Source organism: Mangrovibrevibacter kandeliae (assembly GCF_024519155.1).
In the GTDB taxonomy this organism is placed as follows: Bacteria; Pseudomonadota; Alphaproteobacteria; order Rhizobiales; family Rhizobiaceae; genus Mangrovibrevibacter; species Mangrovibrevibacter kandeliae.
On the sequence record NZ_JANIFJ010000005.1, the window covers coordinates 42,619 to 64,042 of the forward strand.

The following is a 21,424-nucleotide window of genomic DNA, read 5'->3' on the forward strand; positions in this document are numbered from 1 at the left end:
CTCGCAGCGTGTTCGAAGCGCGTGGCGCCGTCAGTCGGCGCGACGCAGGTAGGTGATCTCGTTGGTGTCGACGAGGATGGTCTCGCCCGCCTCGATGAAGGGCGGGACCATCACCCGCATCCCGTTCTCGAGGATGGCGGGCTTGTAGGAAGACGCCGCGGTCTGGCCCTTGAGCACCGGATCGGCCTCGGTGATCTTCAGCTTCACCTGGTCGGGCAGCCGGATGCCGATCGGCCGGTCGTCGTAGAGCTCGACGGTCACCTGCATGCCGTCCTGCAAGAAGGCGGCTCTGTCGCCGACGAAGTCGCTCTGCAGCTCCAGCTGTTCGTAGCTGTCGGTGTCCATGAACACCAGTTGCTCACCCTCGGCGTAGAGGAACTGGAAGTCCTTCATCTCGAGCTCGACCCGCTCGACCGTCTCGGAGGAGCGGAAGCGCTCGTTCAGCTTGGTGCCGTCGATGAGGTTCTTCAGCTCGACCTGGTTGAAGGCGCCGCCCTTGCCAGGCTTGACGTGATTGCTCTTCACCGCCGCCCACAGGCCGCCATTGTGCTCGATCACGAAGCCGGGCTTGATCTCGTTTCCGCTGATTTTCATGTGGTGCTCTGGAGCCGGAGGCGGTCCGGCCGGTGAAGACCATAAATGGTCCGCCAGTTCAAGATCGCGAGCCCGAGCGGACCGAGCGGAAGCGGTTGGCGGCCTCGAGCGCCGATTTCTGCGCCCCCTGATCGAGGCCACGGAAGAAGTCGTCGAGCACCGGGTCGCTGTTGTCGGCCCGCTTGGCGAGCACCGCCCACTTCGCCGCCTCGACGGTGTCGGGCGGGGTGCCGATCCCGTCCTTGTAGAGATGCGCGACGCGGTTGAGCGCGATCGGGTTGCCGCGATTGGCCGCGCGCCGCAGCCAGAAGAAGCCCTGCCGGGCGTCGGCCGGGCCACCCTTGCCGTTGATCAGCCAGATGCCGATCTCGATCTGAGCGGTGTCGTGGCCGTTGATGGCGGCGGCCAGCAGCCAGGCCCGCGCCGCCGGCAGGTCCGGATGACCGCCGCCCGGCGCATAGGCGAGAAGCTGGGACATGGCGTACTGCGCGTCTGAAACGCCGGCCGTCGCCGCCTTCTCGAAATAGCCGCGCGCCTCGGTGAAGCCTCCGCTCGGAGAAGCCTGGATCAGCATCTGACCGTAGTTGAACTCGGCGAGCGGATTGCCGGCGTCGGCCGCCGCCTTCATGAGGTCGCGCGCCCGTGCGAGGTCCTGCGTCACCACCTTCCCGTCGAGGAGCATCAGCGCGTAGCGGAACTCGCCCTCGGCGCTGCCGCTCGCGGCCGCCGCCTCGTACCAGTGCGCCGCCGTCTTCGGGTCGCGGGTGACCCCGAAGCCGCGCGAATAGATCTCGCCGAGCAGCGTCTGGGCCGCGGGATCCCCGAGATTGGCGAGCGGCTCGGCAAGCTTGCGGGCGGTGACGTAGAGGCCCCGCTGGAACGCGCCGTAGGCCATGTTGCTCGGGCTTGCCTTCGGCCCGGCGGATCCGGCGTGGTCGCGGTGCCCCGTGGGCGCCAGCGCCGGTTTGGCAGGCTCCGCGGATGCCGGCGCGACCGCCAGCAGCGTCGCGGCCAGAAGCGCGGCTCGCGCTCCTCTCACGCCTTAGCTCCGGGAAGCGCGGCGTCGAACATCGCATTGGCACGGCGTACAGCCTCCGCACTGTCGACGCCCGGCCCGAAGACGGCCGCGCCGAGAGCGACGAATTCGGCACCGCTGGCGATCGCCTCGTCGAGCGCCTCGAGACTCGCACCGCCCATCAGGATGCACGGCAGCTCGACGATCTGCGCCCACCACGCGGCGAGTTCGAGATTGCGCTCGTGCGGCGCGTCCTTCTGGTCGCCGGCGAGACGGCCGAACATCAGGTAATCCGGCAGGTTCTCCCCCGCCTCGAGCGCGTCGTGGCGCGTTTCGAAGCCGGAGGCGCCGACGATCGACTTCGGCTGGAACCGCTCGACCGCCTCGGCCAACGCTTCGAGGTCGCCGCCGGTCAGGTGGATGCCGTCCGCCCCGACCCGCCCGGCGCAGCGGGTGTCGTCGGCGATCAGCGCTGCGGCCCCGGCCTCCTGCACGATCGGCACGAGAAGTTCCGCGAGGCGCTGGAACGCAGCGGAGTCGCGACCGGCGGCATCGACAATCACGGAGGCCACGTCGCCGCCGGACAAGGCCGCGCGCAGACGATCCTCGGCTTCGGCGTCGCCGAGCGGCGTCGTCACGAGAACGAGGCGGGGACGGACTGGATCGGGTTGGGACATCACCTGCGCCATGTTCGGTTGCGGCCGGCCGGGAGCGGCGCTCCGCCTGTTCGAGCCGGTCGGCACGAGCTGGTGCGGACGGGGCCGGGCCGAAACGTCATAAGCGGCATCGGAGGGAGGCGGTCAAGCCGGCGGGCGGGGCGTATGGTCGCTGCGGGAAGGCCGGGCGGGCGACCGCTGCACGTCGCGGCCGCGACGGCGAACGCGTCGTCTCGGGCGCGGTGGATGCCGCACCCGAGGATCGTGGAGAGAACCTCTACTGCTTCAAGCGGAGCCGCTCGATTTCGTCCTTCAGATGAAGCTTGCGCCGCTTCATCTCCTTGATGTCGGACTCACGCGTGCCGGGGCTGGTGTTTGCGGAATGGATCTGTGCGTCGAGCGCCGAGTGGCGCTGTTCCAGCGTCGCGAGATGAGCATCCAAAGCCATAGAGAGCTCCTTTCATCCGGTTCCGTCCCTCTCGGGACCCGGCATTCCGATCCTGCCGGACCTCGAAGCGGACCAGCGAATCGTGTCATAAATCCGTTGCAGTGTCGAACCTCGTTTCGTCAGCTGTTTCCCAATCCCTTCCATCCTGTTAATCGCATGCGATGCGGCGGGATCGGGGATCCCGAGGGACGGGCGTCATCGAGGGACGATCATGGCGGATCAGGAGCAGGCGGCGCTGCGCTTGCAGGTAGCGCGCCTCAGGCAGGAGCACACCGATTTCGACGCGGCCATCAACGCGATGGAGATGACGGGCTGCGACCGGCTGCAGATCCAGCGCATGAAGAAGAAGAAGCTCGCCATCAAGGACAAGCTCCAGGACCTGGAGGACCAGATCATCCCGGACATCACGGCATGAGTGCCGAGGTCGCGCTGATCATGGGCAGCCAGTCGGACTGGCCGACCATGCAGCATGCCGCCGGAACGCTGGAAGCGCTCGGTGTCGGCTTCGAGGCGCGGATCGTCTCGGCCCATCGCACGCCGGAGCGCCTGTACGACTTTGCCCGGGGCGCCAAGGCTGCGGGCTATCGGGTGATCATCGCCGGTGCCGGCGGCGCGGCGCATCTGCCGGGCATGACCGCCAGCATGACGCCCCTTCCCGTCTTCGGCGTGCCGATCGAGAGCCGCGCGCTGTCCGGCCAGGACAGCCTGCTGTCGATCGTGCAGATGCCGGCCGGCATTCCCGTCGGTACGCTCGCCATCGGCCGCGCCGGGGCGGTGAACGCCGCCCTGCTTGCCGCCGCCGTCCTGGCGCTTTCCGATCCGGCATTGGCCGACCGGCTGGACACCTGGCGCCGCAACCAGAGCGAGGCGGTGGCCGAGCGGCCGGAGACCGAAGCGTGAGCGCACTGGTGCAGGGCGACACGATCGGCATCGTCGGCGGCGGGCAGCTCGGGCGGATGCTGGCGATGGCCGCGGCGCGGCTCGGATTCGACACCGTGGTGCTCGACCCGGACCCCGCCTGCCCGGCCGGACAGGTCGCCAACACGGTGATCGGGGCATCCTATGACGACGCGACGGCGCTGGCGCAGCTCGCCGAGCGCGCGGCGGTGATCACTTACGAGTTCGAGAACGTCCCGGTCGCGCCGCTGCGGCAGGTTGCGGCGAGGCGCCCGGTCTTCCCGCCACCGGATGCGCTCGAGGTCTCGCAGGACCGCGTGACGGAAAAGGCCTTCTTCAACGCCGTCGGCGTCGGCACCGCCGCGTGGCGGGCGATCGACCGGGAGGAGGAACTCGGTCACGCGCTGCTCGAACTCGGGGGCGACTGCATCCTGAAGACCCGCCGCTTCGGCTACGACGGCAAGGGCCAGGCGAGTTTGCGCGAGGGCGCACCCTATGACGGCGTCTGGGACAATCTCGGCGGCGTGCCGGCGATCCTGGAGAAGCGCGTGCGCTTCCAGCGCGAGATCTCGATCATCGGCGCGCGCGGCCCGGATGGCGCGATCGCGCTCTACGATCCCGCCGAGAACGTCCATGGCAACGGCATCCTGCGCACCTCGAGCGTGCCGGCCACGCTCCCTCCCGCTGTCGCCGATGAGGCGCGGGCGCTCGGCCGGGTGATTCTCGAACGTCTCTCCTACGTCGGCGTGATCGGCATCGAGTTCTTCGTGACCGACGACGACCGCCTGCTGGTCAACGAGATGGCGCCGCGTGTGCACAACTCCGGCCATTGGACCGAGGCGGCCTGTGCGGTGTCGCAGTTCGAGCAGCACGTCCGCGCGATCGCCGGACTGCCGCTCGGCGACACCGTCCGGCACTCCGATTGCGTCATGCACAACCTCATCGGAACCGAGGCGGAGTCGGCCTTCGACCTCCTGACCGAGCCCAATCTGGTGCTCCACCTCTACGGCAAGGCGGAGAGCCGCGACGGCCGCAAGATGGGCCATTTCACGCGGCTTCAGCCGCGTCCCGCATGAGCATCCTGCCGGTCGCAAGCCTGCGTCACGATCTTGACACCGCAGGCCCCTCCGGTTAATTCGTCCAAACCTTTCGAGCGCGCCCTCCGGCGCGCTTTTCATTGAGCGGCCCGCCGCTCGCATCGACGACGGTCCGGAACAATGAAGATCAAGAACTCGCTGAAGGCGCTGAAGTCCCGCCACCGTGCGAACCGCATGGTCCGCCGCAAGGGCCGCATCTACATCATCAACAAGGAAGCGCCGCGCTTCAAGGCCCGCCAGGGCTGAGCCGGTCGGCCGGGCCTGTTCCGGCTCACGCTTTCACGATTTGACGGCGCGCCTGCACGACGTATGGTCGGTCGCATGCGCGCCGTTCGTCTTTCAGCCATTGCCCTTGCCGTCTCGCTGCCGCTGAGCGCGACCGCCCTGCAGGCCCAGACTGCGGAGCCGGAGGCGATCCCGCCGAGCCTCCCCGCTCCGGACAGTGCCGCACCGGCGCCCGAAGCCGGGGCGTCGGACGCAGCCGCCGCAACGCCGGACCAGACGCCGGCGCAGCGCCTCGACCAGCTCTTTGCGGACCTGAAACGCGAATCGGATCCTGACAAGGCGCAGGTCGTCGCCACGAAAATCCAGGCTGAATGGTCCAGGAGCGGCAGCGCCACCGTCGACCTCCTGATGCTGTGGGCGGGCCAGGCGATGTCGGACAAGGAGGGCGCCAGTGCGCTCGACCTTCTCGACCAGGCAATCCTCCTCGACCCCCGCTATGCGGAGGCGTGGAACCGGCGGGCGACGCTGCATTTCACGCGCGACGAGTTCGGCAAGTCGCTGGCCGACATCGAGCGCACGCTGGCGCTCGAGCCGCGCCACTTCGGCGCGCTGCTCGGCCTCGCGACGATCCTCGAGCAGACCGACCGCAAGCAGAAGGCGCTCGAGACCTATATGCGGGTGCTCGCCATCTATCCGGCACTGCGCTCGGCGCAGGAGGCCGTCGGGCGGCTGGCCGACGACCTGTCGGGCCAGCCCATCTGAGGCGTTTGGAGGCCCGCCGGACACGAATGCACGGGGCGCCCGGACTGTGGCCGTGGCGACGGCCGGCCGGAAGCTCAGCCCTCGACCGTGGCGATGCGCAGCATGTTGGTGCCGCCCGGCGTGCGCAGCGGCACGCCCGCCATCACGATCACCTTCTCGCCGACCTTCGCATAGCCCTGCTCGACCGAGACGCGGCACGCCCGCTTGACGACATCGTCGAGATCGACCGCGTCCTCGGTGACCGCACATTGCAGACCCCAGACGAGCGACAGGCGGCGTGCCGTCGAGCGCTCCGGCGACAGCGCCAGGATCGGCGTGCGCGGCCGCTCGCGCGCGGTGCGCAGGCCGGTGCCGCCGGTCGAGGTGTAGGTGACGATTGCCGAGATCGAGAGCGTGTCGGCGATCTGCCGGGCCGCGAGCGAGATCGCGTCCGCGCCGGTCGCCTCCGGCTCGGGGCGCTGGGCGAAGATGATGCCCGGATAGAGCGGGTCGCGCTCCACCTTCATTGCGATGCGGTTCATCATCCCGACCGCTTCGACCGGATAGCTGCCGGCAGCCGATTCGGCCGACAGCATCACCGCATCGGCGCCCTCGAAGACTGCGATCGAGACGTCCGAGACCTCGGCGCGGGTCGGCACCGGCGCCGAGATCATCGATTCCAGCATCTGGGTGGCGACGATCACCGGCTTACCGGCGCGGCGCGAGGCGCGGGTGATTCGCTTCTGGATGCCGGGCACGTCCTCCAGCGGCATCTCGACGCCGAGGTCGCCGCGCGCGACCATGATCGCGTCCGACAGGCGAATGATCTCGTCCAACTGCTCGACCGCCTGCGGCTTCTCGATCTTCGACAGGATGCCGGCGCGCCCGCGGACGATGGCGCGCGCCTCGGTCAGATCCTCCGGCCGCTGGATGAAGGACAGCGCGATCCAGTCCACCTCCTCGGCCAGCGCCGCGTCGAGATCGGCCCGGTCCTTGTCGGTCAGCGCGCCGCTGAGCAGCGTCGAGTCCGGAAGGCTGACGCCCTTTCGATCGGAAATCTTGGTGCCGGTGACCACCCGCGTCACGATCCGCTTGCCGTCGGCGGATTCGGCCTGCAGCTCCAGGCGACCGTCGTCGATCAGAAGCCGGTGTCCGGGGCGCACGACCTCGAGGATCTCCGGATGCGGCAGGTGCACCCGAGTGGCGTCGCCCGGCGTCGGATCGTCGTCGAGCACGAACGACTGGCCGATCTCGAGCGCCACGCTGCCCTCGGCGAACTTGCCGACCCGCAGCTTCGGCCCCTGCAGATCGGCAAGGATGCCGATGGGCCGGTCGACGGCAGTCTCGACCGCCCGGATCCGCGCGACGAGCTCGCGCATCAGGTCGTGGCTGGTATGACTCATATTGATGCGGAAGACGTCCGCACCCGCCTCGTGCAGCTTGCGGATCATGGCCTCGTCGGACGATGCGGGTCCGAGGGTGGCCAGGATCTTCACTCGACGATCGCGTCTCATTGTGCGCCCACTCCTTCGCGTGGAGCCTCCGTCAGCTGCACCATCCAGCTGCCTTGCTCGCCGGTGTCGTACTCACGGAAGCCCATCTTCTGATAACCGCGGGCGAAGCAGTCCTTGACGCCGACGATCTTGAACTCGTTCTCGGCAATGCAGAGGTCGATCTGACCGCCCCAGCGTCCGCGGCCTTCCGCGTCCTCGGCGTAGAGATAGTAGAAGCGCGAGGACAGCTCACCTTCGATGATCGACTTGCAGGTGGTGGCGGGAATACGCCACCAACCCTCCGTCGTCCAGCCGGCCTCGGCGCGATAGCCGATCGCGACGCCCACCAGCGATTGCGTGCCGTTGCAGACGCGGAAGTCGGCCCGGGCCGGCGCGGCCGACAACGGCGACAGGAAAGCGGCGAGCGCGAGCGCTGCCGTGCCGGCAGGGCCGAAGCCGAAGCGGATGAGTGTCCCGAAGGATGGCATTGACGATTCCCAACGACGGCCGGCGGAGCGTGCCGCGCCGATACCAAAAGTGCGACTCTTCGCATAGCCGCCAATGCTGTCAACGCGATGACCGTCCCGAGACACGACGCGATGCGTCGCACCTCGCGCGCTGCCTAGTAAGCGACGCGACGCGCGTGGCTTCTTGAAGCCGGGACACGCGCGGCCGATATGTGCGGAACGACGCTGCCACAGCGGAAACGGAACGGAAGGGTCATCGACATGTCCGAGCTCAGCGAGGAACAGAGGATCGCCTTCGAGGCTGCCGCCTTCCGCCGGCTGATCGACCATCTCGGTCAGCGCACGGACGTTCAGAACATCGATCTGATGAACCTCGCGGGCTTCTGTCGCAACTGCCTGTCCAACTGGTATCGCGAGGCCGCCGAGGCGGCCGGGGTCGAGGTCAGCAAGGACGATGCCCGCGAGCACGTCTACGGCATGCCCTATGACGAATGGCGCCGGCTGCACCAGCGCGAGGCGGCACCGGGCGCGATCGAGGCATTCCAGGCGGGGCAAGGCGCCGGCCACTGACGCCTGGCTCCCTGCGGCTCCACGTCCCTTCCGGTTCAATTTTCCGACCGTTTCTGCTAGAGCGCGCCATCCGAGTCGCGCGTGCGGGCCTTTGCCGGCCGCGCCCGGCTCCGCCGTCCTTCGCGACGGGCGGGTTTCTTCTCGAAGATCAAGGGACGTGGAATGGTCGCAGACGTCGCCGACACCGGTGTAGCCGCAGACGAGCTGAAGCAGTTCGTGGAGCGTATCGAGCGGCTGGAGGAGGAGAAGAAGACGATCTCCGACGACATCAAGGACGTCTACGGCGAGGCGAAATCCCGCGGCTTCGACGTCAAGGTGATGCGGCGGATCGTGTCGCTGCGCAAGCAGGACAAGAACGAGCGGCAGGAGATGGAGGCGATCCTCGACCTCTACATGCAGGCGCTCGGCATGGCCTGAGCGGGTCGGAGCGTCGAGCGCACCGGGCGGTGCTGCAGGCCCGCTCCTGTGAACCGACGCGAAAAGGGGCGGCCGCGCCGCCCCTTTTCGGTCTCTGATCAGCGGCTGCGGCGCCGCTTGTGGCCGAGGCCCATCTGCTTGGCGAGCCGCGAACGGGCGGCCGCGTAGTTCGGTGCCACCATCGGATAGTCGGCCGGCAGATCCCACTTCTCCCGATACTCCTCGGGCGACAGGTTGTAGTGGGTCATCAGATGCCGCTTCAGCGACTTGAACTTCTTTCCGTCTTCCAGGCAGATGATGTAGTCGTCCGTCACCGACCGCTTCACCGGCACCGCCGGCTTCGGCTTCTCGGCCTGCGGCGCCTGCGGGGCGGCATGGGTGCGGCCGAGCGCGCCGTAGACGTCGGAAATGAGGCTCGGGAGATCCGAAACCGGCAACGAATTGTTGCTGACATAAGCGGCGACCACTTCGGCGGTCAGCTCCATCAGCATCTCGTTGTTGTCCACGCCGTCGATCTGTTCCATTGTCTTATCCAATCCTTGAGCGCATCTCCGGCAGCGCGGCTGGACCGCGCCTGATGTCGACGCCACAGCGTCGAAGACGCTTCTTTACCGAGCTGCCGCTCCTCGTTGAACATCAGTGCGATCAGTGCCTCGTGTATTGTAGGGGCAATACTTAATGTCAAGTCCGATTCGCCTGATCGCAAGTTTCGGGAAAAATTTCTGGTTGATTTCGACGTTCGGAAGTAACTTGCGGAGCTGCGGCGGCGCGCAGCGCGAAGATCAGTCCAATTCATCGGTTCAACCCAAACCCTCGCTTTGACATGCGAATTGTCGCAGTGCGACCTATAGCTGTGTTGTTCGCTGAGCCAGTGCCTTCTCGCGGCGAGCGAGACGACCCGCGTTGAAGCATCCGAGGGATCGGAGCCGAATCACCAGCGACACTCTACTATGGCCGCATTGATGCCAGCCCGGAAACACACGCATCGGCCGGGCGAGGCTCTGACGTATCCGCAGACCAATACTAAGCAGAAGTTGCAACCGACGAGCAGCAGGAGGCGCGGCCAGCGGGCGCTGGACCAGTGTCAAACGCAGGAGACCGGGAGATGCGACCGTGCACTGCCGTTTCCGGCGCTCCAGCGTTGGGCACGCGCGCTGAGCGGCTTCAACGCCTCGAGCCGACCCGACGCCGGGAGCGACCCCGGGCGGCAGAAAGGCCCGCGGGCGGCACGCCGAACCATCGACCGGTTGCGCCCGGTCCCGGTCCGGCGAAGTCGAAGCGCCTGCGGCGGGGTCGCCTTGGAGGCTACTCGAACTTCGCGACCGGCAGGAACTTGATGGTCTCGCCGAAGATGCGGCTCGCGCTGCGGCGGGGGCCCGCCGTGAAGCCGGCGGCGTAGACCGAGGTCGGAACGTCCCGCATCAGCATGTCGGCCTTCGGCGTCACCAGCGGCTCGGCCTCGGCCCGGATCTCCGGACTGGTGACCAGGGTGGCCACCTCGATGCGCGAGCGGATCGCATCCTGAGCTTCGATGCGGCGCGAGCGCGGCCGCATCTCGGCACTCTTGCGGGTCAGACGGCCGGTCTTGCCAGCCGGAATCACCTCGAGGCGGCCAGCGGCCGGGGCTGCCGCCGCCTGCAGCGAGGCGACGCGGGTTCCGGTCGCCGCGGCACGGGCAGTCACGCCGGGCGCCGCGTCCGGTGTTCCACCCGCCTGCCCGTCGCCCTGCGGCGGAACGAGCGCGGCGACTTCCTCCACGATGCTCCGATCGATCGTCGGACCCGGGGCAGCCGGAACTGCCGCCGGTATGGCGGCGGTGTGCAGTGCCGCCGGCGCTGTGGGAGCAGGCATGGACGTGGCGACGAGCAGCGGATCGGAAGCCGGCGCCGGCGGGTTCGCCGCGGCATCGAGGATCCGCTCGAACCGCGGCCGCGCAAGCGGCGTCGGCACGGCGAAGGCGAGCCGCGGTCCGGCCGGCTTCGCCTCCGGCTCGGCAGTCTCAAGCGATGCCACGAGCGCCGCCACATCGTCGGATGCAGCACGGGGAGCCGCGGCCGGAACGGAGGGGCGCGAGGGCGCCCGGCTCGGCAGCGGAACGATCGCCGCGACCTCGGTGCGGACCTCGAAGGGGATCTCCGCCGCGGGCACCGGACGCTTCGACGGGCCCGAGTCGAAGCGATCGGGCATAGCGACGCCAGAGGGCAGCGCTGCGGCGCGCACCGAAACGGCCGGCACCGGCGCCGGCGGCGAAACGGCCGCGGCGACCTCGACCTCCGGCGCGGGCGCCTTCGGCTGCGGCACACGGGCCGCGGGCTGCGGACGCGGCTCGGGCGTTGCCGCCTCGACATCGTCCTCCGCCTCGTCCTCACCCCCGCCGCCACCGAACAGGGCTGCGAGCAGCGTCTTGCCGCCCGAGCCGCCGCCCGAGGACGAGGAGCCTGCCGAACCGGCATTGGCGACCTCGATCGAGGTCGAGGTCTTGCGCTGCTTGTAGGAGGCGAGCGCCTGCTGGTAGCCCGGCAGCGGCTTGCCGTCCGAGGGAACGTGCAGCGTGCCGCCGTTCGGGAACACGGCCACGAGCTCCCGGCGGCTCATGCGCGGCCAGTGCCGCACGTTGCCGACATCGAAATGAACGAACGGCGAGCCGGAGGTCGGATAGTAGCCGACGCCCCCCACCTGCATCTTCAGGCCGATCTCGCGCAACTTCTTCAGCGGCACGTCCGGCAGCGTGAAATCGAGGGCGCGGCCGAGCATGTGCTGGCTCTTCTTGGCGACACCGTTGGTGCGCGAGCGCAGCATGCTGTTAGTCTCGGGCGCGCGATAGCCGCAGATCACCTGGATGTAGCTGCTGGAGCCCGACTGCCGGTAGGCCTCCCAGACGAGATCGAGCAATCGCGGATCCATGTTGACCGGCTGGCTCTCGCGCCAGTCGCGCAGGATCCAGTTGATCTTCTTCAGGCCGTCCGGAAGATATCGGCCATCCTTCTTGTAGGCGATCTCGGCCTTTTCGTGCGTGTGGAGATGATAGAACTTCAGGGTGCGGGTCTCGGCTCGGGCAGCCGTTCCGGCAAGGGCGAGAACCGCGGCACAGGTGGCGATCGTCGCAGCGCGCCCAATCGCGCGGCCGACAAGGTCGGTCAGTCCAAACATTCTCGTCCGGTTCCCCTCGATCGCTGGGCCCGCAAAACTCCCCGAGCCGGCCCGGCAACATGTTGGTGCAGCATCTCGTTGGGAGAGAAGTGCGGCATCAAGATGACGCTTAGCTCAGATCACGCGTCCAATACAAAATAAAATGGTTAATCGCCGGTGAAATTGGCTGCCCTCCAGCGTGGAGCAAGTTCCGTACGCGGACCTCGCGGCCCTCTACAGGCGATGGCCTCCCCGCCCCGTTCGTCTCGAACTATGACAATCGGGCTATATTACTCGGGTGCAGCCGCGACAAGATCAAGAAGCAAGCCGCACCCCCCTCGAGGTGCAGCCACCGCACACGGCATGACAGAGGGCCCGATTGGCGCTAGACCGCCCCCGACTGCGTCGGACACCGACCTTCGCCGGTGGCCGCCCCCAACGAAGACGAGGATCCCATGCGTTCGACTTCCTCCACCGCCGGATCCGGGGCCGACATGCTTCCGCACTGGAACCTGGCGGATCTCTATGCCGGCCTCGACGATCCGCGGATCAAGGCCGACGTCGCGCAATCCGAGACGATCGCGCGCGAGTTCCAGGCCCGCTGGCGCGGTCGTCTGGCGGAGGCCTCCACGCGCGCCGGCACGGACGGGCTCGCCGCCGCGATCGCAGCCTTCGAGGACCTCGACGAGCGGCTCGGACGGCTGATCTCCTACGCCAGCCTCGTCTATGCGGGCGACACGTCCGCGCCGGCACACGCCAAGTTCTACGGCGACATGCAGGCGAAACTGACGGATATCTCGGCCTTGCTCCTGTTCTTTCCGCTGGAGCTGAACCGGCTGGAGGACGCCGACGTCGATGCCGCGGTGGCGGCCGATCCGGCCCTCGCGCACTACCGGCCCTGGCTCCTCGACCTGCGCAAGGACAAGCCGTTCCAGCTCGACGACCGGCTCGAGGAGCTGTTCCTGGAGAAGTCGCAGACCGGCCACTCCGCCTGGAACCGGCTGTTCGACGAGACGATGACGGCGCTGCGGTTCTCGGTCGGCGGCGAAGACCTCGGCCTCGAATCGACGCTCAACCTGTTGCAGGACCCGGACCGCGAGAAGCGCCGGCTCGCGGCCGCTGCCCTCGCCGAGGTTCTTGGGGCGAACCTGCGCGTCTTCACGCTGATCACCAACACCCTCGCCAAGGACAAGGAGATCTCCGACCGCTGGCGCGGCTTCGGCGATGTCGCCGACTCGCGCCACCTGGCGAACCGGGTCGAGCGCGAGGTCGTCGATGCCCTGTCGGACGCCGTCGTGGCGGCCTACCCGACGCTGTCGCACCGCTACTACGCGCTGAAGGCGAAGTGGCTCGGCCTCGAGCGGCTCGCCCACTACGACCGGAACGCGCCGCTGCCGGAGACGCCGCAGCGGGAGATCGGCTGGAACGAGGCACGCGACACCGTGCTGTCGGCCTATGCCGGCTTCTCACCCGACATGGCCGAGATCGCCGGCCGCTTCTTCGACCATGGCTGGATCGATGCGGCGCTGCGCCCTGGCAAGTCGCCGGGCGCCTTCGCGCATCCGACCGTGCCCTCGGCCCATCCCTACGTGCTCCTCAACTACATGGGCAAGCCGCGCGACGTGATGACCCTCGCGCATGAGCTCGGTCACGGCGTGCACCAGGTGCTCGCGGCCCCGCAGGGGGCGCTGATGGCACCGACGCCGCTGACGCTGGCCGAAACCGCCTCGGTCTTCGGCGAGATGCTGACCTTCCGTTCGCTGCTCGATCGCACGACCGATCGCCGCGAGCGCAAGGCCCTGCTCGCCTCCAAGGTCGAGGACATGCTGAACACCGTGGTTCGGCAGATCGCCTTCTACCAGTTCGAGCGCGCGGTCCATGTGGAGCGGCGCGGCGGCGAGCTGACCGCCGAGCGGCTGGGCGAGATCTGGCTCGACGTCCAGAAGCAGAGCCTCGGCCCGGCGATCGAGTTCGGCCCCGGCTATGAGACCTTCTGGACCTACATCCCGCACTTCATCCATTCGCCCTTCTACGTCTACGCCTATGCCTTCGGCGACTGCCTGGTGAACTCGCTCTTTGCGGTCTACCAGGGCGCCGCAAGCGGCTTTCAGGAGAAGTACTTCGAAATGCTGCGGGCCGGCGGCACGCGGCACCACTCCGAGCTTCTGGCGCCGTTCGGACTCGATGCCTCGGACCCGGCCTTCTGGTCGAAGGGCCTGTCGGTGATCGCCGGGTTCATCGACGAACTCGAGGCGCTGGACGCCGCCTGATCGCCGGCGGCCGTGAGCGGGAGATGCGATCACCAAGGCCGCACGAGCGCATCGAGGGACGGAGGTCCGTCGATGCCGCCCGCTCCCCGGCCCTTTCCATCCTTGCCAATGTGCTTTAGCCGGAGACCTCAGCGTAGCCCGTAGCCCACGGAAGCCCCGACGCATCATCCCACAGACCGGAAGGAACCTGCCGAATGGCGAATGAAGATTATCCCGTTTATGCCGACATTACCGGCCCAATCGTGATGATCGGCTTCGGTTCGATCGGCCGCGGCACGCTGCCGCTGATCGAACGCCACTTCACCTTCGACAAGTCCCGCCTGACCGTCGTCGATCCGAACGAGCGCCACCGCGCTCAGGTCGACGCGCATGGGTATCGCTTCGTCAAGGAGGCGGTGACGCGGGAGAACTACGAGGCGCTGCTGACCCCGCTTCTCACCAACGGCGAAGGCCAGGGCTTCTGCGTCAATCTCTCGGTCGACACCAGCTCGCTCGACCTCATGAAGCTGTGCCGCAAGCTCGGCGTTCTCTACATCGACACCGTCGTGGAGCCGTGGCTCGGCTTCTACTATGACGAGGAGCTGCGCAACGAGGAGCGCACCAACTACCGCCTGCGCGACGCGGTGCAGCGCGAGAAGCTGGCCAATCCGGGCGGCACGACCGCCGTCTCCTGCTGCGGCGCCAACCCCGGCATGGTGTCCTGGTTCGTCAAGCAGGCCCTGCTCGACATCGCGCGCGACACAGGCATCGAGACGCCCGAGCCGGCTGCCGGTGACCGTGCCGCCTGGGCCGCGCTGATGCGCCAGGTCGGCGTCAAGGGCATCCACGTCGCCGAACGCGACACCCAGTATGCCCCGACGCAGAAGCCGATCGGCGTGTTCCGCAACACCTGGTCGGTCGACGGGTTCCTGTCGGAGGGCATGCAGCCGGCCGAACTCGGCTGGGGCACGCACGAGAAGTGGTTGCCGGCGACCGCGCGCAAGCACAGCCGCGGCTCGCGCGCCGCGATCTTCCTCGAGCAGCCCGGCGCCAACACCCGCGTGCGCACCTGGTGTCCGACCCCGGGGCCGCAGTTCGGCTACCTGGTGACGCACAACGAGGCGATCTCGCTCGCCGACTACTTCACCGTGCGATCGGGCAGCGGCGAGGTCCAGTTCCGCCCCACCTGCCACTATGCCTACCACCCCTGCAACGACGCGGTGCTGTCGCTGAACGAGCTGTTCGGCGCGGCCGGCAAGTTCCAGCCGGTGCACGAGCTGATGACGGAGGAGGTGCTGGTCGAGGGTGTCGACGAACTGGGCGTCCTGCTCTTCGGGCACGAGAAGAACGCCTACTGGTACGGCTCCCGGCTGAGCCTCGCCGAGGCGCGGCAGCTGGCACCCTTTCAGAACGCCACGGCGCTCCAGGTCACCTCGGCGGTTCTCACCGGCATGGTGTGGGCGCTGGAAAATCCGGAGCGCGGCATCGTGGAGACCGAGGAGATGGACTTCCACCGCTGTCTCGAGATCCAGAAGCCGTATCTCGGTCCCGTCGAGGGGATCTTCACCGACTGGACGCCGCTGACCGACCGGCCCGGGCTCTTCGACGAGGATCTCGATATGGACGATCCCTGGCAATTCAAGAACATCCTCGTGCGATAAAACCTGTAGATAAGGCTTGACAATCACTCGCTTTGGGATGGCAGCGGCTGGCCTTCTGAAAAAACGGCCTTACCTCAAGGGGATGCGAAACGCTTGAGGATCGCTGGTGATGAGTGTGGTGGAGGCCGATCTCGGCAAGAGGCGCTCGGTCTTGCGCGAGGTGATGGATGCGGTGATGTCCGGCAAACCGGGCAACGTCGCCCGCCACTTTGCGCCAGGCGCGGTGGTGTCGAGCCGCAGCAATGCAGGAAGCTTCGACGCCCCGTGGTTCGAGCGGCTGGAGGGCGAGTTCCGCCTCGGCGGCGAGCCGGAGGCCAAAGCCTTCCTGAGCGAGCTGATGCGGCGCGCGACGTTCATATCCTATACGTTGCGCGGCATCATCATCGAGGACGATCAGGGCGCCAGCCGCTGCGACTGGACCAAGCGCGACGAGCGGGACGGCTCGCTGGTCATCGGTACGACCATGTACTGGTTCGCCTTCACCAGCGACGACCGCATCCGCTCGATCGAGAGCATCGGCTCGATCCACTCCGTCATCCCGGCGGCCGACACCGCCCTCGCCGGCGCCCCGCTCGCGTCGGCGCCCCGCTGATCCCCGTGCCCCTCGCGGAGACCGAAGGGCAGCCCTCTTCTTCTTTGATCGGCATGTGGTCCGGTCGTCCTTCCTCACGCCATCGACACCACTCCCGGAGCCACCTCATGCGCCGTCCAACTGCCGTTGCTCTTGCCGTCCTCGCCGCCGCGACACTCGGCGCCTGCCAGACCGAGACCCGCACGACCACCGTGGTCGCGGCGGCGCCGAAGGGTGTCGAAGGCGTCTGGTCGTCGGTCGGCGGACCGGTGGCCTACACCGCGACCTTCACCGGCGGCCGCTTCGTCTCGATGGAGACGGCGACGCGGGCGCCTCTCGCCGAGGGCACCTACGTCCTGAACGGGCCCCACCAGGCGACCATCAACTATCGGCGGCCCAGCACCAACGAGCAGATCGCCGTGAACTGCAACCAAGTGCAGCCCGACCGGCTCTCCTGCGCCTCGTCCAACGGCACGCGGTTCGATCTGGCGCGCCGCGCCTGATCCTCGGGCAGCGGCGGCATCCCCTCACCGATCGATCGCGGCCGCCCCCTTCCCCTCCAGATGCGCCTGCAGTCGCGCCAGCGCATCGTCCCACTGGCCGGAAACGGCCTGCAGGTAGGCGCCCGCCTCCTGGATGGAGTGCGGCTTGAATTTGAACCGCGTCTCGCGGCCGCGACGCTGACGCCCGACGAACCCCGTCGCTTCCAACACCGCGAGGTGCTTGGTCACCGCCTGGCGTGTCAGCGCGCCGTCGGTGGAGAGGCTGGCGATCGACCGCTCCTGCCCGTCTGCGAGCCGGTGGAGGAGTGCGAGCCGCGTCGGGTCGCCAAGAGCGGCGAATATCCGCGCCGCCTCGGCAAGCCCGGATGCGCCGGCCTCAGGCGACATGTGCGGCGATGTTGGCGGCCTGGATCGTCCAGCCGCGGTCGTTCATCCGCAGCGCCTCGTCGAAGCGGTGCGGCGGCAGTGCGTCGAAGCCGCTCTCGGTAATCGTCAGATGCGTTCCGACCGTCGACGGTCGCAGCGCGAAGGTGACGAGCGTCGGGGGCTCGTCCGCGTAGTCCACCGTCGGATCGATCGCATAGGGGTGCCAGGAAAAGGCGAAGACATACGGCTCCATCCGCTCCACCCTGGCTCGCCATGTCAGGTGCTCGTAGCCGGGATACGTCATTGCGCCGGTCGCCATTTCGCCGACCCGGAACGGCCCGTCGAGCCAGACGCGAAACCAGCTGCCGAACTCCTCGTGGTCGGTCACCGCGCGCCACACCCGGTCGACCGGCGCAGCGAGGTCGATCTCTTTCCTGATCTCGTTCATATGCAACCTCCTGGTTGCCTTAGCGATCGCACAGGCACGAACGACATGCAACCCCGAAGTTGCCTGATGGGCCGAAGCGACGGTGTGCCGAGACACAAGGCTGTTTCGCCGACATGGGTTGTTTATATGAGGTCCAGACCGCGACCCGAACCTGCACCGAGATCCGATGACCGCCCATACCCTCACCGTCGCCGAGCGTGCCATCGGCCCCCTGCCCGCCGGCCATCCCCCTGTCGCCAAGCCGAAGATCGGCGTGCTGCTGGTCAATCTCGGCACACCCGACGGCACCGACTACAAGCCGATGCGGCGCTACCTCGCCGAGTTCCTGTCCGACAGGCGCGTCATCGAATGGCCGCGGGCGGTGTGGTATCCGATCCTCTACGGCATCGTCCTCAACACGCGGCCGAAGAAGTCGGGCCACGCCTACGCGACGATCTGGAACAAGGAGCGCAACGAGTCACCGCTGCGCACCTTCACCCGGGCACAGGGGGAAAAGCTCGCCGAGCGCCTCATGGCGCATCCGGAGATCGCGGTGGACTGGGGCATGCGTTACGGGCAGCCCTCCGTCGCAGAGAAGGTCGATGCGCTGATCGCCCGTGGCTGCGAGCGCATCCTCTGCTTCCCGCTCTACCCGCAGTACTCGGCCTCGACGACGGCGACGGTCAACGACGTCTTCTTCAAGCACCTGATGGGCAAGCGCTGGATGCCGGCGGCCCGCACCGTGCCGGCCTACCACGACGAGCCGGTCTACATCGACGCGCTCGCCCGTTCGATCGAGACGCATCTGTCGACGCTGGACTTCGAGCCGGAAAAGGTCATCGCCTCCTATCATGGCATCCCGCAGAGCTACTTCCGCAAGGGCGACCCGTATCACTGTCACTGCCAGAAGACCTCGCGGCTGCTGAACGAGCGGCTGGGCTGGCCGGAAGGCCGGCTGATGACGACCTTCCAGTCGCGCTTCGGCCCGGAGGAGTGGCTGCAGCCCTATACCGACAAGACCGTGCAGGCGCTCGCCGAAGGCGGAACGAAGCGGATCGCCGTGTTCAACCCCGGCTTCGTCTCCGACTGCCTCGAGACGCTGGAGGAGATCGCGGTCGGCGTCGGCGAGATCTTCCGCGAGCATGGCGGGGAGAACTTCACCCACATCCCCTGCCTCAACGACAGCGAACCGGGCATGGCGGTCATCGAAACGCTGGTGCGGCGGGAGCTGCAGGGCTGGATCGCCTAGCGCCGGCGCACGGGACGCTTTTCACGCGGCGCCGGGCCGCCCATGCTAGTGTGGCCGCGCGCCGTAGCATCTGCGGCGCTGCTTGTTCGGGAGGCGAGGCATGACGGCGTTCGGCATCGTGATCGTGGTCTTTCTGGTGGTGGGCCTGATCGTCCTCAGCTCCACCATCAAGATCGTGCCGCAGGGCTACAACTACACCGTCGAGAATTTCGGCCGGTACACCCGCACGCTCACGCCGGGACTCAACCTCATCACCCCCTTCGTCGAGCGGATCGGCGCACGCCTGAACATGATGGAGCAGGTGCTCGACGTCCCCGAGCAGGAGGTGATCACCCGCGACAACGCGTCGGTCGCGGCCGACGCGGTCGCCTTCTACCAGATCCTCGACGCGGCGGCCGCGGCCTATGAGGTGAGCGGCCTGCAGAACGCCATCCTCAACCTGGTGATGACCAACCTGCGCTCGGTGATGGGCGCGATGGATCTCGACGACCTCCTGTCCAACCGCGACCAGATCTCCGACCGCATCCTGCGGGTGGTCGATCAGGCGGCGCACAGCTGGGGCATCAAGATCACCCGCATCGAGCTCAAGGACATCCGCCCGCCGCGCGACATCGTCGACTCGATGGCACGGCAGATGAAGGCCGAGCGTGAAAAGCGCGCCGAGGTTCTGGAGGCCGAAGGCCAGCGCAACGCCAAGATCCTGCGCGCCGAGGGCGAGAAGCAGTCCCAGATCCTCGAGGCCGAAGGCAAGCGCGAGGCCGCTTACCGGGAAGCCGAAGCGCGCGAGCGCCTGGCCGAAGCGGAGGCGACCGCGACGCGCCTCGTGTCGGAGGCGATCGCCGCCGGTGACGTGCAGGCGATCAACTACTTCGTTGCGCAGAAGTACACCGAGGCGCTCGCCAAGATCGCCTCGGCCAACAACCAGCGCGTGGTGCTGATGCCGCTGGAGGCGTCCTCGCTGATCGGCGCGGTCGGCGGTATCGCCGAGATCGCCCGCGCGGCGTTTCCGGATGCGTCGAGGCCCCAGCCTCCGGCCCCCGCGCCGGTTCCGCGTGGCCGCTCGGCGCGCCCGGCCGCGACGGTGCCGCCGGTGCCCTATGACGGGTCGGCATCGTGAGTGCCGACCTCGCCGCCTTCGGCAGCTACGGGTGGTGGATCCTCGGGCTGGTGCTGCTCGGTCTCGAGGTTGCGCTCCCCGGCGTCTATCTCCTGTTCTTCGGCATCGCCGCGCTGATCGTGGGATTCAACGCACTGCTGCTGCCTGCCTGGTTCGGCTGGGAGCTGCAGGTCGTCTCCTTCGTCATCCTCTCGGCGGTGTGTGTGCTCGTCGGGCGACGCGTCTACAGCCTGCGCCGCACCGGCGAAGGCTCCTCGACGCTGAACCGGCGCACCGACCGGCTGATCGGCCAGACGGCGCGCCTCACCGAGCCGATCCAGGGTGGCCGCGGGCGGGTGGCGATCGCCGATGGCTGGTGGACCGTGCAGGGTCCGGAGTTGCCGGCGGGCTCCAGCGTGCGCATCGTCGGCGCGGATGGATCGCTGCTGACGGTGGTGGCGAGCGAGCCGGCACCGCAGGCCCGCGCCGGCTGAGGGCGATCGAGGCGTAAGACGCGGCGAGCGAAGCGTTCAGGCGACGCCGATCCGGACGAAGTCGTGCATGTGGACGATGCCGACCGGCTGGCGATCGCGCGCGACAACCAGAACGTTGATCTTGGCCGAGTTGAGGAGTTCGAGCGCCTTGCCGGCGAGCATCTCCGGCTCGATGACCCGCGGCTTCGGCGTCATCAGCTCGCCGACCGTGCGGTTGAGGACATCGGGACCGAGATGGCGTCGCAGGTCGCCGTCGGTGAAGATGCCGACGAGCCGATCGTCCTCCACCGCGATGACGCATCCGAAGCCCTTGCTCGACATCACCGCGAGCGCGTCGGGGATCGACATGGTGGGCGGCACCAGGGGCATCCGCTCGCCCCGGTGCATGATATCGCCGACATGCGTCAGGCTCGCCCCGAGCTGACCGCCGGGATGGAAGACCCGGAAGTCGCCGACACTGAAGCCGCGCCGCTCCAGCAAGGCGACGGCCAGGGCGTCCCCGATCGCCAGCTGGACAGCGGTGGAGGTGGTTGGCGCCAGGCCGTGCGGGCAGGCTTCGGCGGCGCGCGGTAGAACGAGCCGGAAATCGCTTTCGCGCGCCAGCGTGGACGTGTCGCGTGACGTGATGGCGACGAGCGGGATGTTGAAGCGGCGCGTGTAGGAGACGATCCCCTTCAGCTCCGTCGTCTCGCCCGACCACGACATGGCCAGCACGACGTCGTCGCGGCCGATCATGCCGAGGTCGCCGTGATTGGCTTCCGAGGGATGCACGAAGAAGGCGGGCGTTCCGGTGGAGGCGAAGGTCGCAGCGAGCTTGGAGCCGATGTGGCCGCTCTTGCCGACGCCCGTGATGATGACGCGGCCGGTGGTGGCGGCGATCACCGCGAGCACCGCCTCGAACGCGTCGCCCATCGGACCGGTCAGAGCTTCGGCCAGGGCGTGCAGCCCGGCGGCTTCCATCTCGATCGTACGGATCGCGGACGCGACCCCGGCATGCGCATCCTGCGCCGGAACCGGCAGTCTTTGCATCAACTCGTCCCCGCTTCGGCGGTGCGCCGT

At 68.0% G+C, this 21,424-nt stretch carries 25 protein-coding genes; 14 read left to right on the forward strand and 11 right to left on the reverse strand.

Translation table 11 applies throughout. The annotated features are described in order from the left end of the window. Window positions 1-30: 30 nt before the first annotated feature. The 4 genes from efp to NPA30_RS13815 form a co-directional block, all read right to left on the reverse strand. A complete protein-coding gene (efp, locus tag NPA30_RS13800) occupies window positions 31-594 on the reverse strand; it encodes an elongation factor P (RefSeq protein WP_256803308.1) in 564 nt (187 codons plus the stop codon). A gap of 58 nt (window positions 595-652) precedes the next feature. Beyond that, window positions 653-1,633, reverse strand: a complete 981-nt coding sequence (locus tag NPA30_RS13805; RefSeq protein ID WP_256803309.1) for a tetratricopeptide repeat protein — start codon at window positions 1,631-1,633, stop codon at window positions 653-655. Further along, window positions 1,630-2,286, reverse strand: a complete 657-nt coding sequence (locus tag NPA30_RS13810; protein ID WP_256803310.1) for a thiamine phosphate synthase — start codon at window positions 2,284-2,286, stop codon at window positions 1,630-1,632. Before NPA30_RS13810 ends, NPA30_RS13805 begins: the two co-directional genes overlap by 4 nt. A 256-nt stretch (window positions 2,287-2,542) precedes the next feature. Then, a complete protein-coding gene (locus NPA30_RS13815) occupies window positions 2,543-2,713 on the reverse strand; it encodes a YdcH family protein (protein WP_256803311.1) in 171 nt (56 codons plus the stop codon). Between the two features lie 211 nt (window positions 2,714-2,924). Between NPA30_RS13815 and NPA30_RS13820 the strand changes: the two genes are divergently transcribed. From NPA30_RS13820 to NPA30_RS13840, 5 genes are all read left to right on the forward strand, one after another. After that, complete coding sequence (locus NPA30_RS13820) at window positions 2,925-3,128, forward strand: YdcH family protein (RefSeq protein WP_256803312.1); 204 nt, start codon at window positions 2,925-2,927, stop codon at window positions 3,126-3,128. Next, entirely contained in the window at window positions 3,125-3,613 is a 489-nt protein-coding gene (gene purE, locus NPA30_RS13825) for a 5-(carboxyamino)imidazole ribonucleotide mutase (RefSeq protein ID WP_256803313.1), read from the forward strand. The genes NPA30_RS13820 and purE overlap by 4 nt, the downstream gene beginning before the upstream one ends. Beyond that, complete coding sequence (locus tag NPA30_RS13830; protein WP_256803314.1) at window positions 3,610-4,686, forward strand: 5-(carboxyamino)imidazole ribonucleotide synthase; 1,077 nt, start codon at window positions 3,610-3,612, stop codon at window positions 4,684-4,686. The genes purE and NPA30_RS13830 overlap by 4 nt, the downstream gene beginning before the upstream one ends. Window positions 4,687-4,827: 141 nt before the next feature. Continuing rightward, window positions 4,828-4,953: a type B 50S ribosomal protein L36 gene (ykgO, locus tag NPA30_RS13835; protein ID WP_084411784.1), complete on the forward strand. Its 126-nt coding sequence runs from the start codon at window positions 4,828-4,830 to the stop codon at window positions 4,951-4,953. A 75-nt stretch (window positions 4,954-5,028) separates the two neighbouring features. Beyond that, window positions 5,029-5,694: a tetratricopeptide repeat protein gene (locus NPA30_RS13840; protein WP_256803315.1), complete on the forward strand. Its 666-nt coding sequence runs from the start codon at window positions 5,029-5,031 to the stop codon at window positions 5,692-5,694. 74 nt (window positions 5,695-5,768) lie between these two features. On the opposite strand, the gene pyk is transcribed toward NPA30_RS13840, so the two are convergent. Beyond that, a complete protein-coding gene (gene pyk, locus NPA30_RS13845) occupies window positions 5,769-7,187 on the reverse strand; it encodes a pyruvate kinase (RefSeq protein WP_256803316.1) in 1,419 nt (472 codons plus the stop codon). After that, window positions 7,184-7,654 carry a DUF1036 domain-containing protein gene (locus NPA30_RS13850; protein ID WP_256803317.1) on the reverse strand — a complete coding sequence of 157 codons (471 nt, stop codon included), beginning with the start codon at window positions 7,652-7,654 and terminating at the stop codon, window positions 7,184-7,186. Before NPA30_RS13850 ends, pyk begins: the two co-directional genes overlap by 4 nt. A gap of 240 nt (window positions 7,655-7,894) precedes the next feature. On the opposite strand from NPA30_RS13850, the gene NPA30_RS13855 reads away from it, so the two are divergent. Both NPA30_RS13855 and NPA30_RS13860 read left to right on the forward strand, forming a co-directional pair. Beyond that, window positions 7,895-8,203 (forward strand): DUF1244 domain-containing protein, encoded by a 309-nt coding sequence (locus tag NPA30_RS13855; RefSeq protein WP_256803318.1) that lies wholly within the window; start codon window positions 7,895-7,897, stop codon window positions 8,201-8,203. Window positions 8,204-8,365: 162 nt separating this feature from the next. Next, a complete protein-coding gene (locus tag NPA30_RS13860; protein WP_256803319.1) occupies window positions 8,366-8,620 on the forward strand; it encodes a DUF2312 domain-containing protein in 255 nt (84 codons plus the stop codon). 98 nt (window positions 8,621-8,718) lie between these two features. On the opposite strand, the gene NPA30_RS13865 is transcribed toward NPA30_RS13860, so the two are convergent. Both NPA30_RS13865 and NPA30_RS13870 read right to left on the reverse strand, forming a co-directional pair. Next, window positions 8,719-9,144 (reverse strand): MucR family transcriptional regulator, encoded by a 426-nt coding sequence (locus NPA30_RS13865; RefSeq protein WP_256803320.1) that lies wholly within the window; start codon window positions 9,142-9,144, stop codon window positions 8,719-8,721. Between the two features lie 781 nt (window positions 9,145-9,925). Then, window positions 9,926-11,770, reverse strand: coding sequence for a DUF882 domain-containing protein (locus NPA30_RS13870; RefSeq protein ID WP_256803321.1), 1,845 nt, complete (start codon window positions 11,768-11,770; stop codon window positions 9,926-9,928). A 434-nt stretch (window positions 11,771-12,204) separates the two neighbouring features. Between NPA30_RS13870 and NPA30_RS13875 the strand changes: the two genes are divergently transcribed. The 4 genes from NPA30_RS13875 to NPA30_RS13890 all read left to right on the forward strand — a co-directional run bounded on the left by NPA30_RS13875 (window position 12,205) and on the right by NPA30_RS13890 (window position 16,733). Next, on the forward strand, window positions 12,205-14,019 hold the full coding sequence (locus NPA30_RS13875) for a M3 family oligoendopeptidase (RefSeq protein WP_256803322.1): 1,815 nt from the start codon (window positions 12,205-12,207) through the stop codon (window positions 14,017-14,019). Between the two features lie 194 nt (window positions 14,020-14,213). Further along, entirely contained in the window at window positions 14,214-15,659 is a 1,446-nt protein-coding gene (locus tag NPA30_RS13880; RefSeq protein WP_256803323.1) for a homospermidine synthase, read from the forward strand. A gap of 109 nt (window positions 15,660-15,768) precedes the next feature. Next, the gene (locus tag NPA30_RS13885) at window positions 15,769-16,251 is read left to right on the forward strand and encodes a nuclear transport factor 2 family protein (protein ID WP_256803324.1); all 483 of its coding nucleotides are present in this window, start codon (window positions 15,769-15,771) and stop codon (window positions 16,249-16,251) included. 107 nt (window positions 16,252-16,358) lie between these two features. Further along, window positions 16,359-16,733: a hypothetical protein gene (locus tag NPA30_RS13890; RefSeq protein WP_256803325.1), complete on the forward strand. Its 375-nt coding sequence runs from the start codon at window positions 16,359-16,361 to the stop codon at window positions 16,731-16,733. A 24-nt stretch (window positions 16,734-16,757) separates the two neighbouring features. Here NPA30_RS13890 and NPA30_RS13895 read toward each other — a convergent pair whose 3' ends face one another. After that, window positions 16,758-17,120: an ArsR/SmtB family transcription factor gene (locus tag NPA30_RS13895; RefSeq protein WP_256803326.1), complete on the reverse strand. Its 363-nt coding sequence runs from the start codon at window positions 17,118-17,120 to the stop codon at window positions 16,758-16,760. Then, window positions 17,110-17,547, reverse strand: coding sequence for an SRPBCC family protein (locus tag NPA30_RS13900; RefSeq protein WP_256803327.1), 438 nt, complete (start codon window positions 17,545-17,547; stop codon window positions 17,110-17,112). The genes NPA30_RS13895 and NPA30_RS13900 overlap by 11 nt, the downstream gene beginning before the upstream one ends. Before the next feature lie 166 nt (window positions 17,548-17,713). Here NPA30_RS13900 and hemH point away from each other — a divergent pair, with 166 nt between their 5' ends. The 3 genes from hemH to NPA30_RS13915 all read left to right on the forward strand — a co-directional run bounded on the left by hemH (window position 17,714) and on the right by NPA30_RS13915 (window position 20,365). Continuing rightward, the gene (gene hemH, locus NPA30_RS13905) at window positions 17,714-18,775 is read left to right on the forward strand and encodes a ferrochelatase (RefSeq protein ID WP_256803328.1); all 1,062 of its coding nucleotides are present in this window, start codon (window positions 17,714-17,716) and stop codon (window positions 18,773-18,775) included. Between the two features lie 100 nt (window positions 18,776-18,875). Then, window positions 18,876-19,892: an SPFH domain-containing protein gene (locus NPA30_RS13910; protein WP_256803329.1), complete on the forward strand. Its 1,017-nt coding sequence runs from the start codon at window positions 18,876-18,878 to the stop codon at window positions 19,890-19,892. Next, entirely contained in the window at window positions 19,889-20,365 is a 477-nt protein-coding gene (locus NPA30_RS13915; protein WP_256803330.1) for an NfeD family protein, read from the forward strand. Before NPA30_RS13910 ends, NPA30_RS13915 begins: the two co-directional genes overlap by 4 nt. Before the next feature lie 36 nt (window positions 20,366-20,401). Here the strand turns inward: NPA30_RS13915 and NPA30_RS13920 are convergent, their stop codons facing one another. Next, a complete protein-coding gene (locus NPA30_RS13920) occupies window positions 20,402-21,394 on the reverse strand; it encodes a KpsF/GutQ family sugar-phosphate isomerase (RefSeq protein ID WP_256803332.1) in 993 nt (330 codons plus the stop codon). Window positions 21,395-21,424: the final 30 nt, after the last annotated feature.

What these genes read in the sequence shown, in the direction of transcription:
- NPA30_RS13855 (WP_256803318.1), top strand. Translation starts at nt 7,895, where the DNA reads ATGTCCGAGCTCAGCGAGGAACAGAGGATCGCCTTCGAGGCTGCCGCC.
- ykgO (WP_084411784.1), top strand. Translation starts at nt 4,828, where the DNA reads ATGAAGATCAAGAACTCGCTGAAGGCGCTGAAGTCCCGCCACCGTGCG.
- NPA30_RS13910 (WP_256803329.1), top strand. Translation starts at nt 18,876, where the DNA reads ATGACGGCGTTCGGCATCGTGATCGTGGTCTTTCTGGTGGTGGGCCTG.
- NPA30_RS13920 (WP_256803332.1), bottom strand. Translation starts at nt 21,394, where the DNA reads ATGCAAAGACTGCCGGTTCCGGCGCAGGATGCGCATGCCGGGGTCGCG.
- NPA30_RS13880 (WP_256803323.1), top strand. Translation starts at nt 14,214, where the DNA reads ATGGCGAATGAAGATTATCCCGTTTATGCCGACATTACCGGCCCAATC.
- NPA30_RS13815 (WP_256803311.1), bottom strand. Translation starts at nt 2,713, where the DNA reads ATGGCTTTGGATGCTCATCTCGCGACGCTGGAACAGCGCCACTCGGCG.
- hemH (WP_256803328.1), top strand. Translation starts at nt 17,714, where the DNA reads ATGACCGCCCATACCCTCACCGTCGCCGAGCGTGCCATCGGCCCCCTG.
- NPA30_RS13840 (WP_256803315.1), top strand. Translation starts at nt 5,029, where the DNA reads ATGCGCGCCGTTCGTCTTTCAGCCATTGCCCTTGCCGTCTCGCTGCCG.
- NPA30_RS13895 (WP_256803326.1), bottom strand. Translation starts at nt 17,120, where the DNA reads ATGTCGCCTGAGGCCGGCGCATCCGGGCTTGCCGAGGCGGCGCGGATA.
- pyk (WP_256803316.1), bottom strand. Translation starts at nt 7,187, where the DNA reads ATGAGACGCGATCGTCGAGTGAAGATCCTGGCCACCCTCGGACCCGCA.
- purE (WP_256803313.1), top strand. Translation starts at nt 3,125, where the DNA reads ATGAGTGCCGAGGTCGCGCTGATCATGGGCAGCCAGTCGGACTGGCCG.
- NPA30_RS13875 (WP_256803322.1), top strand. Translation starts at nt 12,205, where the DNA reads ATGCGTTCGACTTCCTCCACCGCCGGATCCGGGGCCGACATGCTTCCG.
- NPA30_RS13820 (WP_256803312.1), top strand. Translation starts at nt 2,925, where the DNA reads ATGGCGGATCAGGAGCAGGCGGCGCTGCGCTTGCAGGTAGCGCGCCTC.
- NPA30_RS13810 (WP_256803310.1), bottom strand. Translation starts at nt 2,286, where the DNA reads ATGTCCCAACCCGATCCAGTCCGTCCCCGCCTCGTTCTCGTGACGACG.
- NPA30_RS13900 (WP_256803327.1), bottom strand. Translation starts at nt 17,547, where the DNA reads ATGAACGAGATCAGGAAAGAGATCGACCTCGCTGCGCCGGTCGACCGG.
- efp (WP_256803308.1), bottom strand. Translation starts at nt 594, where the DNA reads ATGAAAATCAGCGGAAACGAGATCAAGCCCGGCTTCGTGATCGAGCAC.
- NPA30_RS13870 (WP_256803321.1), bottom strand. Translation starts at nt 11,770, where the DNA reads ATGTTTGGACTGACCGACCTTGTCGGCCGCGCGATTGGGCGCGCTGCG.
- NPA30_RS13850 (WP_256803317.1), bottom strand. Translation starts at nt 7,654, where the DNA reads ATGCCATCCTTCGGGACACTCATCCGCTTCGGCTTCGGCCCTGCCGGC.
- NPA30_RS13885 (WP_256803324.1), top strand. Translation starts at nt 15,769, where the DNA reads ATGAGTGTGGTGGAGGCCGATCTCGGCAAGAGGCGCTCGGTCTTGCGC.
- NPA30_RS13865 (WP_256803320.1), bottom strand. Translation starts at nt 9,144, where the DNA reads ATGGAACAGATCGACGGCGTGGACAACAACGAGATGCTGATGGAGCTG.
- NPA30_RS13860 (WP_256803319.1), top strand. Translation starts at nt 8,366, where the DNA reads ATGGTCGCAGACGTCGCCGACACCGGTGTAGCCGCAGACGAGCTGAAG.
- NPA30_RS13890 (WP_256803325.1), top strand. Translation starts at nt 16,359, where the DNA reads ATGCGCCGTCCAACTGCCGTTGCTCTTGCCGTCCTCGCCGCCGCGACA.